Annotated in this window: 14 protein-coding genes; 5 read left to right on the top strand and 9 right to left on the bottom strand. The window is 31.7% G+C overall.

Annotated features, from left to right (window positions below; genetic code table 11):
* Window positions 1–9: 9 nt before the first annotated feature.
* The 4 genes from J1D01_RS12100 to J1D01_RS12085 all read right to left on the bottom strand — a co-directional run bounded on the left by J1D01_RS12100 (window position 10) and on the right by J1D01_RS12085 (window position 3,372).
* Window positions 10–1,008, bottom strand: coding sequence for an NADP-dependent oxidoreductase (locus J1D01_RS12100; protein WP_421150998.1), 999 nt, complete (start codon window positions 1,006–1,008; stop codon window positions 10–12).
* A 24-nt stretch (window positions 1,009–1,032) separates the two neighbouring features.
* Window positions 1,033–1,698, bottom strand: a complete 666-nt coding sequence (locus J1D01_RS12095; RefSeq protein ID WP_421150997.1) for an NAD(P)H-binding protein — start codon at window positions 1,696–1,698, stop codon at window positions 1,033–1,035.
* A 1-nt stretch (window position 1,699) separates the two neighbouring features.
* Window positions 1,700–2,284: a TetR/AcrR family transcriptional regulator gene (locus J1D01_RS12090; RefSeq protein ID WP_421150996.1), complete on the bottom strand. Its 585-nt coding sequence runs from the start codon at window positions 2,282–2,284 to the stop codon at window positions 1,700–1,702.
* 230 nt (window positions 2,285–2,514) lie between these two features.
* Window positions 2,515–3,372 carry an outer membrane beta-barrel protein gene (locus J1D01_RS12085; protein ID WP_421150995.1) on the bottom strand — a complete coding sequence of 286 codons (858 nt, stop codon included), beginning with the start codon at window positions 3,370–3,372 and terminating at the stop codon, window positions 2,515–2,517.
* Window positions 3,373–3,664: 292 nt separating this feature from the next.
* Between J1D01_RS12085 and J1D01_RS12080 the strand changes: the two genes are divergently transcribed.
* Window positions 3,665–4,303 (top strand): hypothetical protein, encoded by a 639-nt coding sequence (locus tag J1D01_RS12080; protein WP_421150994.1) that lies wholly within the window; start codon window positions 3,665–3,667, stop codon window positions 4,301–4,303.
* A 203-nt stretch (window positions 4,304–4,506) separates the two neighbouring features.
* The gene (locus tag J1D01_RS12075) at window positions 4,507–5,127 is read left to right on the top strand and encodes a YqaA family protein (protein WP_421150993.1); all 621 of its coding nucleotides are present in this window, start codon (window positions 4,507–4,509) and stop codon (window positions 5,125–5,127) included.
* A gap of 17 nt (window positions 5,128–5,144) precedes the next feature.
* On the opposite strand, the gene J1D01_RS12070 is transcribed toward J1D01_RS12075, so the two are convergent.
* The 3 genes from J1D01_RS12070 to J1D01_RS12060 form a co-directional block, all read right to left on the bottom strand.
* Window positions 5,145–5,687: a DUF4251 domain-containing protein gene (locus tag J1D01_RS12070; protein WP_421150992.1), complete on the bottom strand. Its 543-nt coding sequence runs from the start codon at window positions 5,685–5,687 to the stop codon at window positions 5,145–5,147.
* 128 nt (window positions 5,688–5,815) lie between these two features.
* A complete protein-coding gene (locus J1D01_RS12065; RefSeq protein WP_372936379.1) occupies window positions 5,816–6,196 on the bottom strand; it encodes a hypothetical protein in 381 nt (126 codons plus the stop codon).
* Window positions 6,197–6,213: 17 nt separating this feature from the next.
* Window positions 6,214–8,322, bottom strand: coding sequence for an elongation factor G (locus J1D01_RS12060; protein ID WP_372936381.1), 2,109 nt, complete (start codon window positions 8,320–8,322; stop codon window positions 6,214–6,216).
* Window positions 8,323–8,561: 239 nt separating this feature from the next.
* Here J1D01_RS12060 and J1D01_RS12055 point away from each other — a divergent pair, with 239 nt between their 5' ends.
* The 3 genes from J1D01_RS12055 to J1D01_RS12045 are packed head-to-tail and all read left to right on the top strand — an operon-like array spanning window position 8,562 to window position 10,914.
* Complete coding sequence (locus J1D01_RS12055) at window positions 8,562–8,852, top strand: DUF3817 domain-containing protein (protein ID WP_421150991.1); 291 nt, start codon at window positions 8,562–8,564, stop codon at window positions 8,850–8,852.
* A gap of 1 nt (window position 8,853) precedes the next feature.
* Window positions 8,854–10,107: a mechanosensitive ion channel family protein gene (locus tag J1D01_RS12050; RefSeq protein WP_421150990.1), complete on the top strand. Its 1,254-nt coding sequence runs from the start codon at window positions 8,854–8,856 to the stop codon at window positions 10,105–10,107.
* A 60-nt stretch (window positions 10,108–10,167) separates the two neighbouring features.
* Window positions 10,168–10,914 carry a hypothetical protein gene (locus J1D01_RS12045; RefSeq protein ID WP_421150989.1) on the top strand — a complete coding sequence of 249 codons (747 nt, stop codon included), beginning with the start codon at window positions 10,168–10,170 and terminating at the stop codon, window positions 10,912–10,914.
* Between the two features lie 90 nt (window positions 10,915–11,004).
* Here J1D01_RS12045 and leuB read toward each other — a convergent pair whose 3' ends face one another.
* The gene (leuB, locus tag J1D01_RS12040; RefSeq protein WP_421150988.1) at window positions 11,005–12,060 is read right to left on the bottom strand and encodes a 3-isopropylmalate dehydrogenase; all 1,056 of its coding nucleotides are present in this window, start codon (window positions 12,058–12,060) and stop codon (window positions 11,005–11,007) included.
* Window positions 12,061–12,063: 3 nt separating this feature from the next.
* On the bottom strand, window positions 12,064–13,581 hold the full coding sequence (locus J1D01_RS12035) for an alpha-isopropylmalate synthase regulatory domain-containing protein (RefSeq protein WP_372936390.1): 1,518 nt from the start codon (window positions 13,579–13,581) through the stop codon (window positions 12,064–12,066).
* Window positions 13,582–13,583: the final 2 nt, after the last annotated feature.

The following is a 13,583-nucleotide window of genomic DNA, read 5'->3' as shown; positions in this document are numbered from 1 at the left end:
CTTTTTTAATTAAATTTTCACTATCATTTTCCCTTTATTTTTACCTTCAAATAAATCAATAAAAGCTTGGGGAATATTATCGAAACCATCAACAATGGTTTCGGTATAAGTTAATTTGTCTTCGGCTAACCAACCTGCTAATTGTTGAATAGCTTCTGGGAATTTATCGGCGTAATTAGAAACAATAAAGCCTTGCATTAAGGCACTATTTTTTACTAAAAATGGTTGTACACTCACACTTTTTGGTATTTCAGTTTCATTATAAACAGAAATAACACCACAGATTATAATGCGTGCAAAACGATTGATATTAAACAATACAGCATCTGATATTGGTCCGCCAACATTATCAAAATACAGGTCTACCCCATTTGGCGCAGCTTCTGCAATAGCAGCTTTCATATCTTTAGTGGTATTGTAATTGATACCTTCGTCAAAACCGAATTTACTTTTAAGAATCTCGACTTTTTCATCAGTACCAGCAATACCAATAACGTGTAAGCCTAATATTTTGGCAATTTGCCCAACAACACTACCAACAGCACCTGCAGCACCAGAAACTACAATGGTTTCACCAGCTTTAGGTTTTCCTATTTGCGTTAAACCCAAGTAAGCGGTTAGTCCGGTCATTCCTAAAACACCTAAGTATGTACTTAAAGGAGCTTTATGGCCATCAACTTTGTTTAAACCTTCACCATTAGATACTTGTTGCGTAGACCAATTTAACATGCCTGAAACATAATCGCCGATTTTAAATTTTTCGTTTTTTGAAGCTATTACTTTTGCAACCACGCCAGATTGAACAGGTTGATTTAACTCAAAAGGGGGGACGTAAGATTTAGCATCACTCATGCGTCCTCTTAAATAAGGATCTACCGATACGTAAGCCGTTTCTAATAGTATTTCGCCTTTAGAGATTGTAAGTTCTTTGTCTTCAGTAACAAATTCAAAATTTGAAACTGTTGGCTTTCCTATAGGTCTATTATTTAATAAAATGGTTTTTATCATAATTTCTTTTATTCAAGTTTATATTTAAGTGTTTTTAGATATTTTTTTTATGGCGCTAGAATTGATAATAACATCTGCTACACTAGTACTGTTAGCTACGTTTATCATGGCTTGAGCAATATCTTCTGATGCGATAATTTTATATTTTTTAAGACCTCCAATAAATAAAGGTTGCACTACTTTAAAAACGGCTAATCCTATTTTTTCTAGTGTACGATGTTCTTTACGGTGTCCGCCAATTAATGAGGGTCTAAAAATGAAGGTGTTTTTTATATTTTGTTTTAGAACATCGCGTTCCATTTCACCTTTGGTTTTATTGTAAAACACGGTACTATTTGCATTGGCACCTAAAGCCGAAACCACTAAAAATGTATTGATATTATTTACTTTAGATAGTTTTGCAGCTGCCACAGGAATACCGTAATCTATTTGTTTATAGGTATCTTTATTTGGTGTTTTGGCTTTTGTTGTACCTATGCAACAGTAAACTTCATTAGCTGTAAACTGAGACTTAAATTGTTCTAAGTCTAATAAATCTCCAATATATTGCGAAACTTTAGCAGGTAAACCTTCTATTTTTGAGCGTGAAAACAATTTAATATTACTATACCGGTTGTCTTCAATTAATTTTTTAAGTAAATCACCGCCAGTTAATCCTGTAGCGCCTAGTATTATAGCTGTTTTTTTCATTTTACTTACATACTTTTATACTGCCCCAAGCAGATTGATACGCTTCTTCTAAATGAGTTTCATCTAACTGAAAATCACCGCGTTTTTGGGTAATCATTAAAAAAGATAATGGATTAATAGCATAGGCATATAATAAATAATCAGACAATGGTTTTATAATGCCTTCCTTTTTGCCACGAGCCCAAAGGTCTAGTAGAGGTTGTAAATGTTTAATACCTTCTTTTCTACTGGCTTCATCAATCATAGGGGTATTGTCACATTGCGCCAAAAACATAGCATTTTCACATTCTTTAAGTTTAAAATCTGCTATACGATACCAAATGAGTTTAAAACCAGCTTCAATAGGCATATCGTTTTTATAAGTTTCAAAAGCATATGCTGTGTATTTAGCTTTTACTTCTATGTATGTTTGATTTACTAAATCTTGTTTGTTTTTAAAATACAAATAGATTGTAGCAGGCGATACGTTGGCCATTTTAGCAATTTTACTCATTGGTGTAGCATGAAACCCATTGTTATTAACCAATTGTATTGTTGCTTTAATTAATCTGTTACGTTTATCTATACTTTTTTGAAGTTTTGCCATGGTATTAATTATTGATACAAAGTTATATAAAAATGAATGTTCATTCTTTTTTTTAACAAAGGTTTAATAGAATATTATTTAAGAGATTCATTAGTACGCTGTTGATATCAGAATTTATGCTATAAAGGGTTTGCTAAAATCAAGAACGAATTGCAATAAAAAACTCCTATCAATACAATAGGAGCTTTTATGAGTTTAGAATTATGCTAATAAGAACTAGGTGCTCATTTCTAGCTTCTTGCTTTTTTAAATTTGTAAATCACTCCAAAATTAATTCCGAAAGATGAATAGGGTACTTTTACCGCTAATTCTTTTGATGTATCAGTATTGTCACTAGGTAGCTCATCTACATAAGTTGTATTTCTATTGGTGCCTTCTGGTAAATTATCTAAAGAATAAAGACCTTGAACGGCAACTGTACCATCTGGTAAAACCACATTGGTATTAAATTCTGTAATTTCAGAATCTTTTCTTTTTAAACTTATACCGTAATATTCAGCCTCTGCAAAAAGACTAAAATTATCATTTAACGGATATTCATAACCAATAGCAGCAATAAAGCCTAAAGGGAATTGTCCGTGATAATCTTCAACATAATTAGTTTCAGAATACGAGCCTAATGGTACACCAATAGCATCTGCTTCAGCTTGCGAAAACGTAGCTTTTTGATATACAACAGCTTCGGTTTTACCACCTAATTTTACTAAAGCACCTATACGACCATAGACATTAGGGTTAAATTTATACACAAGAGATGCTGCGGCTCCAAAAGCACGAGCTCGTGCAATAGCATCAACTTCATAGCCTGTTAAATTGACTTTAGATACCGTTTGATCTGAACCATGTAAGTAACCAACACTCAAATCTACACCCATTTTATTATTAAAAAAATAAGTACCTCGTAATTGAGCGTTTAAACCTTCACCATAACTACCGTAAGAATTTTTTGTTCCGCTAGCGGTTTGAGTTTCCCCTAATTTCATACCTGCGCTTCCTATAGCATAACCACCACTTGCAGAAATTTGAAATTGCGCATATAACGTTGTGCTTAGAAATAACGCTAAAACTATAATAATTGAATGCTTCATGTTTTAAGATTTCGATTAATAATAAATGAAGATTTAAACTTCAAATAACAATAATTACAAAGGTACTTTATTTAATATTTTTTGTGTTTAGTTTAACTTAATTATTTTGGTTAAAACAGTAGGTGATTGGAGGCGATTATATTTTAGGGGTTTAGTTTTTATTTTTATTGGTATTTCTGTGTTTTGAGAGATTTTCTTTAGTTACATTGTTTCCTAAAATATAGCTTAATGAACCGTTAATTGTTTCCAAAGTTTTAAATTTATAAAGTACTTTAGCTATAAACTAAACTATATGAAAAACCTACTATTTTTTGGATTCATAATTAATTGTTTTTGTTCTTACTCTCAAACCTTTGTTGATGACGTTGATAGAGTAGAAATTGTAATAATAGATTATTGTGTAGATGATAATGGTAAACGCTATGACATAAGTATCAACCAAGAAAAAAGTACTTATAAGAATCATGGTTGGCAACAAGGTTGTTTAGAACATTTTAAAAATGGTAAATTAATTTACCCGATGAAAATGACAGGTGAATGTTGGCAATCTGTATACTATTTTGTGAATTCAAAGTATCAAACATATGAATTGCCAGAAGAAGAACGTGTTAAGTGTAAAGCTTTTCATCGAGGGAAATTTAAATATGAAAATCTTGCATATAGTAAAACTATAATGAAACGACGCAAAAAACGCCAAATAGAAAAAGGTGGTTTAGGCGGAACACAGAAATATAAAATAAAGTGGACAGATGAGCACAAGTATGAATTGGAGACAATGAAAATGTCTTTAAAAAAAGATAAACATAAAGAAGGAAATCTAATAGAAGTTGAGATTATTGAAATTCTAAATGATAAAACATATTTATACAAGGCTTATATAAAAAACGATGATAATACAGATGTTGTTTTCGGTTTAATAACCAAAGTCTAAAATGTGAAATTACATCTGCAATTATGTAAAATGCAAGCATCCGTTAATTTGCTATAAATGTACTATAATTTATATTATGTAAAATAGAATTTTTAATTAACACTTCTATTGCCTCTAACTTGTTAAATTAGTTTTAAATAACAGCACATGGTTTTTTATTACTAAAATTTGGCGGTATATTTGCATTCGCCTTAAAATCTGTTATGAAGCCATCTAAAGAAAGAACAAAATCTTCAAAATCGCGTTTACGCTTACTACATCAGTATTACAGCTATACTGGTTTCTATAGTTTTGTTGGTAAAAGTATTTTAAAGGCTTTACCATATTTAATTTTAATTGTTGCAGGTATTTATATATTAAATTCATTTTTTAATATTAATGAAGCTTTAGTTAAGCTTACTGAAACTTTACCAGTTTATGGAGTTTTAATTTTCTTTTTTGTTTCAGAAACTTTTATGGGTTTAATACCTCCAGAACTCTTTATTGCTTGGGCATCTAAACTAAGTCGTCCGTGGCTATACTTAATGTCTTTAGCTTTTTTATCTTATTTTGGTGGATTATTGTCTTATTTTATTGGAAAATCTATTACCAGAATTCCTAGAGTGCATAATTATTTGCAATATAAAATGCAAAAACAACTAAAAAACTCTAAAAAATGGGGCGGTTTATTAATTGTTGCTGGTGCTTTGTTGCCACTACCCTTTTCAATTTCTTGTATTGCAGCAGGTATAATAGATTTTAAATTTAAAGGTGTTGTTATGTTTGGCTCTTTACGGTTGTTACGCTTTGTTATTTATGGTTTAGTTATTTTTAACGTTCTGTAAATAAACAACTTAAAAACTTATTCTTTTTTATTTAGTAGCACGTTACCTCTGTATGAAATAGCTGTTCTATGGGTGCTTGTAACCCTTAAATCTGTATTCAAATTTGAAAAAATACTAAGATTCATCTGAAATGTTTCTGAGCCCTTTTTTACTTCAAAATAGTACTCTTGTTTATGTTTTTTTGAGTTATATGAATGTTTAGTAACCAGAGGTTTACCTTCAAACTTTATACCGGCATCATCTAAATTATAGCCGCCTCCCATTTGTCTTTCACCAAAATAAGGCAAACTAATAGATAAACTATCTCCTAATATTTTAAAATGATTGTAGTTGCCTATTAAATTAATGGTACCTCCTCTACTATCTTGTGGTAGCAAAACACTACTATTATTGATTATTGAAGCACTTAATGGATAGGCAGAATCAAATTCAATAGTTAATGTATCCATTTCTGCTATGGTATTTAACTTTTCTAGCTCTTCGGCCGTAGGCATTTTTCCAGATTTGCAACTTATTATTGAAACTACAAATAATAGCATTATAAAAATTCTAGTTCCCATATTATTTCATTTAGTGAGTTCTTTAAAATTAATTAAAATAATGCTTTAAAAGTGTTAAAAACATGAAAAAGCCGAAACAAATTAATATTTCAGCCTTTTCTGATAGTTTAGTGGGTAACGTGGTGTTTTTATAGCCATTCTCTAAAGAAGTCCATCATCTCTTCTTTTAAATCGTAATGCATTCTAATGTATGTGCGCATATCATCCTTTAAGGTATGTTGTTCGTTTTGAAGTTTACCATCAATATTTTCATTATAATCAGCCTTATTAATATTAGCCATTTTATTTCTTATGCGGTGTTTTAATTTAGAAATGGCATCTTTTTCAATCATAATTCTATTTTGGAAATTTTCTAAAGGAACGGTAGCTTTTTTACCAAATTCTCGTTTTGCTATTTCCTCTAATTTTTCTTGAAACGTGTCCATTTCATTAAAATGAAAACGTAATTCTCTTTTCCAAGTTTCTAAATTAAATTTTAGGTCGCTTAAATAATTTGCTTTCGTTATCATGATTTCTATGCGTTAAATTATACTTCTTCTTTTACAAGTTGTTTTTGAATGTTATTAGGTACCGGTTGGTACGATGAAAATTTAGAACTAAATGTTGCTTTTCCTTGGGTTAAAGAGCGTAAATCTGTTGAATATCCAAACAATTCTGCAGCAGGAATGGTACATTTAAGTATTTGGTAATTATCTAGGTTATCAAAGCCTTGAATAATGGAGCGCCTACTTTGTAAATCGGTCATTACGTTTCCTACCATATCTTCGGGAACTTTTACGGTGAGCTCGTTTGTTGGCTCTAATAACTTAGGATTTGCATTTAAAAACGCTTCTTTAAAAGCGTGTGCTCCAGCTATTTTAAAGGAAATATCGTTAGAGTCTACCGAATGCATTTTGCCATCGTAAACCATAACGCGTACATCTCTAATAAAGGAGCCTGTTAGCGGACCTTCTTCCATGACCTCTAAAACCCCTTTCATAACAGATGGAATGTAGCGCGCATCAATAACCCCACCTACAATACAATTGTAAAATACTAGTTTGCCTCCCCAAGGTAAATTTACTTCTTCTTTACCTCTAATATTAAAACCTTCGGGTTCTGGCATACCTTCATACCAAGGTTCTATTTTAAGGTGTACTTGTGCAAATTGCCCAGAGCCACCAGATTGTTTTTTGTGTCTGTAATTTGCAGTAGAAGAGCGCTGTATGGTTTCTCTATACTTAATTTTTGGTTTGCTGTAATTGGCTTTAATATTGTAATTGTTTTTTAATGTCCAATCTATAATAGCTAAGTGTAATTCGCCTTGGCAGCCTAATAATTGTTCTTTAGATTCTTTAGAATACGTTATTACCACCGTTGGGTCTTGCTCATGAATACGTTTTAATGCTTCACTCAATTTTTCTTCATCTGCTTTATTTTCTGCAGATACCGATTTATTAATTCGAGGTTCTGGATATTGTATTGGTTTAATGGTAATAGGCTTATTTCCGCTGTATAAAGTATCGTTTGTTTCTGTGTCTTTAAGTTTTAGTGTAGCACCAATATCACCAACTGTAAGTTTATTAACAGGCTCTCTTTTTTTACCATCCATTATAAAAAGTTGGTTAATAATTTCGGTTTCGTTGGTTCTAGAATTAGTAAATTTATCATTAATGTTTACCTCGCCAGATTTTACTTTAAAGAATGTAATTTGTCCTAAATTAGGTTGGTGTAATGTTTTAAAAACAAACAGAGATGTAGGCGCTTCTTTTTTAGGAACAACCTCCTCTCCTTCTATACTTTGTTGGGGTTTTAAATCGGCTGCTGCTGGGGCTACATTATCTATAAATCCCATAAGCCTGCCACTACCCATATCTTGTAATGCCGATACACAAAAAACAGGGAACAAATCGTGGTTAAGCATGCCTGCTTTTATACCTTGACGCATTTCATCTTCGTTAAGCGTGCCTTTATCAAAATAAAGCTCCATAAGTTCTTCATCATTTTCGGCTGCCTTTTCAACAAGTTCATTGTGTAAATGGTTAACTTTTTCTTTTTCGCCATCTGGAATAGGAATTTTTTCGGGCTTCCCTCCTTCTAATCCAAATTTGTAGCATTTCATTTTTAATACATCTATAATGCATAATGCACCATCAATTTTTATGGGATATTGAATTTGAACCGCATTATTACCAACCAACGTTTTAATGCTGGTAAAGACATCATCAAAATTACAGTCTGGGTGATCTATTTGGTTTATAATAAATAAGGTTGGCTTGTTGTATTTATCTATATAATTCCAGATAATTTCAGTGCCAACCTCTACGCCATTTCTTCCGTTAATAACGGTAGCTATCGTGTCTCCCATTCTAATAGATGAAATAATTTCACCTATAAAATCATCTAACCCAGGAGTATCAATAATATTAATTTTATAATTACGCCACTCTGTATGCATGGGCGTTGCAAACACCGATGCCTGCCGCTCGTGTTCAATGTCATGATAATCAGATACGGTATTTTGATCTTCAATGGTACCACGTCTATTAATTAAACCTGCTTCAAAAAGCATAGTTTCTGCCAAAGTAGTTTTACCACTATTGTGCGCACCCACAAAAACTACATTTTTAATGTGCTTATCATCAAATACTTTCATATATCTTATGGTTTAGTTTAAAATGGTAATTACCCCTATATTTCTGTTTAAGAATCTCTTACAGGTTTTTTTAGATGATATAAAGCTAACTTCAATATTTTAAAAAAAACATGATTATTATCAGCTACTTAGATGTTATTAGAATGAAATTAAACTAACCTCTTAAAGTTATTACAAAATTTAGCTACTACGCTTATAAATTGCTTAGACTACCTTATTTTTGCTAAAAATTTCAAAACATGTTTTCATTGAGTAATATTTTCAGAATTGTGGCTTTTTTAGAGGGGATATCATATATCTTATTATTATTTATTGCTACACCAATAAAGTACTTAGCACATGACCCACAGTACGTTAAATTATTAGGAATGCCACACGGAATTTTATTTATTTTATACGTTGTTTTAGCTGTTATGTTAAAACCAGAATTAAATTGGGACAATAAACAGCTTCGAGGTGTGCTTTTAGCAGCTATTATTCCGTTTGGAACTTTTTTTATTGAAAAGAAATATTTGAAAATAAGTAACTAATATGAATTCTGTAAAACATTTATTTTACGATTATTTTTTAGCCAATAACATAGCCGAAAATACAGCTAAGTATTTAAACATGGCTATCTTATTTTTGGCAGCAATAATTCTTGTGTTTTTAATTGATTTTTTAATTAGAAAGATTTTATTGCAAATGTTTACCCAATTTGCAAAAGCTTCAAAATCTAATTTTGATGATTTATTGGTTACAAATAAAGTACCAAGAAATGTGGCTCATATTATACCGTTATTGCTAGCTTTAGAGTTTGTACCTATTGTATTTTATGATTTTCCAAACTTTGAAAACATAGTAGAAAAAGCACTGCAAGTGTTTGCTATTGTTTTAACTCTTTGGATTGTTAGAAGCTTATTACATACCATTAAAGATTATTTACAAACCTTACCCAGTTTAAAAGATAAACCTATTGCTAGTTATATACAAGTATTTATGATTTTTGCATGGGTAGCAGGCGTTATGTCTGCAATAGCCCTTATAACAGGCATACCATTTTTAAAGTTTTTAACTGGTTTAGGAGCTGCCTCTGCTGTAATTATATTAATATTTAAGGACACCATCTTAGGTTTTGTTGCTAGCATACAAGTGTCTATAAATGATATGGTGCGCATTGGCGATTGGGTAACCTTTGAAAAGTTCGGAGCCGATGGAGATGTAATAGAAATTACTTTAGCCACTGTAAAAGTTCAAAACTGGGATAAAACCATTACCACAATTCCTACATATGCTCTAATATCAGAGTCTTTCAAAAACTGGCGTGGAATGACCAATTCTGGCGGCAGACGTATTAAACGTGCCATAAATATTAAAATGGAAAGTGTTAAATACCTTTCTTCTGATGATGTTGAAAAGCTTAAAAGCATTCAATCTATAGAACCATATTTGAGTAAACGTCAAAAAGATATTGAAACTTTTAATACAGAAAATAATATTGATAAAAGCTTGTTATTAAACGGACGAAATTTAACCAATATTGGTGTTTTTAGAAAGTATGTACAAGAATACATTGAAAACCATTCTGCTATTAATAAAGATATGACTATTATGGTACGCCAATTAGCGCCAACCACACAAGGTTTACCAATTGAAATTTATGCGTTTAGCAGTGATAAACGATGGGTTAATTATGAATACATAATGGCCGATATTTTTGACCATGTTATGGCTGCTGTTCCTTATTTCGATTTAGAAATTTTCGAACTTCCAAGTAGCGCTTCTTTTTCAAAAAAAATAGGATAATTCTGTAATTTATTTTGAAGATTAAAGAAAAAATCACTTAATTTACTCTAAGTGAATTATATGAAGTATTTTAATTTTGTCATCATCTTACTTTTAGGCTTTTTTTATACCAAAGCTCAAAATATAAATTTCGTATTTTATAAGGAATTTAATGCTCTAATTGCAGAAAAAGAAGGAAGTTCTCCTTACGCTTACGAAGTTTTAAATGATAAAGATACTTATACCATTACAATTCCTGCTAAAAAGCGTTTAACAGACTACTACAAGAAAACATTAGCCTTTTACAAAAAAGCACAAAATGACAGTTTAAAAATTGCTCAACTAAAAAAATCAGGACAGTCATCAGCCGAAATAAATAAAGTTATTAACATAGCTGATGTAAAAAGCAGGTTAGCTACAGCTAAACGCATTTTAAAATCTACAAAGAAATACGAACGTATACCTAGTAAGGTTATTACTAAAAACGAAAATAAGCTAAAAATAAGGCGTAATTTATTTAAGCCAGAAACAATTATTTTAGGCAACTTTAAATATGTAGGAAGCTATTACGTAACAAAAGCTGTTAAAGGTTATATGCAAGGTGATTTAGTTCCTGTAGACATTGCGAAAGAACAACAATTAACTACCGATGATTTTCTTTTAAAAGACGTTTTTAAAGTTATTCAAAATTTAAACACTGAAGTTATGTATATGGTGTATCCAGATTTTTTGAATAAATACCCTATAAACGTAGCAAGTTACCATGATGTTAAAACTAATTTAGATATTAAAATTAACAACTTAATTAAAGCTTACAGAGTTAAATAAAAACTTTAAGTTTAATATTTGTGTATGTTTGTGCAAAAAAAAGACCCATCAATATTGATAGGTCTTTTTTTTAATATTTGTTAGTTTTTTTTATATGTTTTCGGCTAACCAATCTCCTACTTCTGTAGTTCCATAAGCTTTACCTCCATCAGCTAAATCTTCGGTTACTATACCTTCTGCTAAAGCTTTATTTACAGCATCTCTAATAGCTTTTCCTTCTTCGGTTAACCCAAAGTTTTCAAACATCATGGCAGCAGATAATACTGTAGCCATTGGGTTTGCTATGTTTTTACCCGTAGCTTGCGGATATGAACCATGAATTGGCTCAAATAAAGAAATACTAGTTCCTAAAGAAGCCGATGGCATTAATCCCATAGAACCTGAAATTACTGAGGCTTCATCTGTTAACACATCACCAAACAGGTTTTCTGTAATTAATACATCATAATCTTTTGGCCATTGTACTAAACGCATTGCAACAGCATCAACAAACTCATAAGATACTTCTACTTCTGGGTAATCTTTTTCCATACCTTGAACAGTTTCTCTCCATAAACGCGATGTTTCCATAACGTTGGCTTTATCTACACAACATAATTTTTTAGAACGTTGCATTGCAGCTTCAAAACCCTTTTTTGCTAAGCGAGTAACCTCTTCTTTAGTGTACATATTAGTATCATAGGCCGTATTACCATCATCTTTTCTTCCTTTTTTACCAAAGTAAACCCCTGAGGTTAATTCACGGAAAAACACTAAATCTGTCCCTTCAATACGTTCCTTTTTTAAAGGCGATTTATCTAATAATGAAGGAAACACAAAGGTTGGGCGCACATTAGCAAACAAGCCTAATTTTTTACGCATTTTTAATAAACCTTGTTCTGGGCGTACAGGAGCCGATGGATCGTTATCAAATTTTGGATGCCCAATAGCACCAAATAAAACCGCATCAGATGATGCACAAATTTCATGAGTTTCATCTGGATATGGGTCTCCTACAGCATCAATAGCAGCAGCTCCAGTTAATGCTGGTTTCCAGATAATTTCATGTCCGTATTTTTTTGCAATAGCATCACTTACTTTTACCGCTTGATCTATAACTTCTGGCCCTATTCCGTCTCCAGCTAAAAGCGCAATATTTAATTTCATAATTTAGTTATTAATTATATTTAACATTTTTTCTGTAGCTTTAATTGCCGATACTGTTTGATCGGAATCTAAACCACGTGTTTTAAATTCTGTTTCTTTATTTTTCCAAGTAATAATGGTTTCACACAACGCATCAGATCTGCTTCCTGGAGGGATTCTAACTGCATAATCTATTAAATCTGGAAGCACTAATTTTTTCTTTTTAAAGATAGACCTTACTGCATTCATAAAAGCATCAAATTGTCCATCTCCTTGTGCATTTTCTTCAAAAGATTCACCATCAATTGTAAGCGCAACCGTGGTTGAAGGTTTTAAACCTTTTGAGTGTGTTAATACGTAAGAATTAATTTTAATCTTTTCTTCGTAAGTCCCACTGTTTAAGACATCAGAGATTATATATGGCAAATCTTCTCTGGTAACAACTTGTTTTTTATCGCCAAGTTCAATAATACGTTGGGTAACCTTTTTAAGGTCTTCTTCATTTAATTGAAGCCCTAGTTCTTGCAAGTTTTTTTGAATATTGGCTTTACCAGACGCTTTACCTAAGGCATATTTTCTGGTTCTGCCAAAACGTTCTGGAAGTAATTCGCTAAAATACAGATTCTTCTTATTGTCACCATCGGCATGAATACCTGCGGTTTGCGTAAATACATTAGCACCAACAACCGGTTTATTTGCAGGAATCATAATACCAGAAAAAGTTTCTACTAACTTACTAACTGTATATAGTACTTTTTCATTAACACCAATTTTAATCTCTGGCATAAAGTCATTAATAACAGCTATAGTACTTGCCATAGGAGCATTTCCTGCGCGTTCTCCCATACCATTAACTGTTAAATGAAGACCATCTGCACCAGCTTTTAAAGCTTCTATAACATTAGAGACTCCTAGGTCATAATCATTATGCGCATGAAAATCAAAATGTAAATTAGGGTACTTTTCTTTTATTTCAGAAATGAAATCATAAGATTCCTTTGGGGTTAATACTCCCAACGTATCTGGCAACATAATGCGCTTAACGGGTTGCGTTGATATAAACTCTAAAAACTCAAAAACGTAGTCTTTAGAATTACGCATACCATTACTCCAATCTTCTAAATACACATTGGTTGCAATACCTTGCTCTGAAGCTAGCGATATAGAAGATTTTATTTCTTTAAAATGTTGATTAGGAGTTTTTTTAAGTTGATGAGTTAAATGATTTAATGAACCTTTTGTGAGTAGATTTTGAACCCTTGCTCCTGCTTTTACCATCCAATCAATTGAGGTGCCATTATCAACAAATGATAGCACTTCAACAGTGTTTAAATAACCATGTTCTCTGGCCCAAGCAGTTATAGCTTTTACTGCTTGAAACTCACCTTCAGAAACTCTGGCAGAAGCTATTTCTATGCGGTCTACTTTTAATTCTTCTAATAAAAGTTTTGCAATAGTAAGTTTCTCAGAAGCAGAAAACGACACACTCGAGGTTTGTTCACCATCGCGTAATGTCGTGTCCATTATTTCTATTTTCTTCATTT

Origin of the sequence: Seonamhaeicola sp. NFXS20 (assembly GCF_049132085.1) — a bacterium.
GTDB lineage: Bacteria > Bacteroidota > Bacteroidia > Flavobacteriales > Flavobacteriaceae > Seonamhaeicola.
Note: the sequence above shows the minus strand (reverse complement) of the source record. Positions and strands in the feature narration are given on the sequence as shown.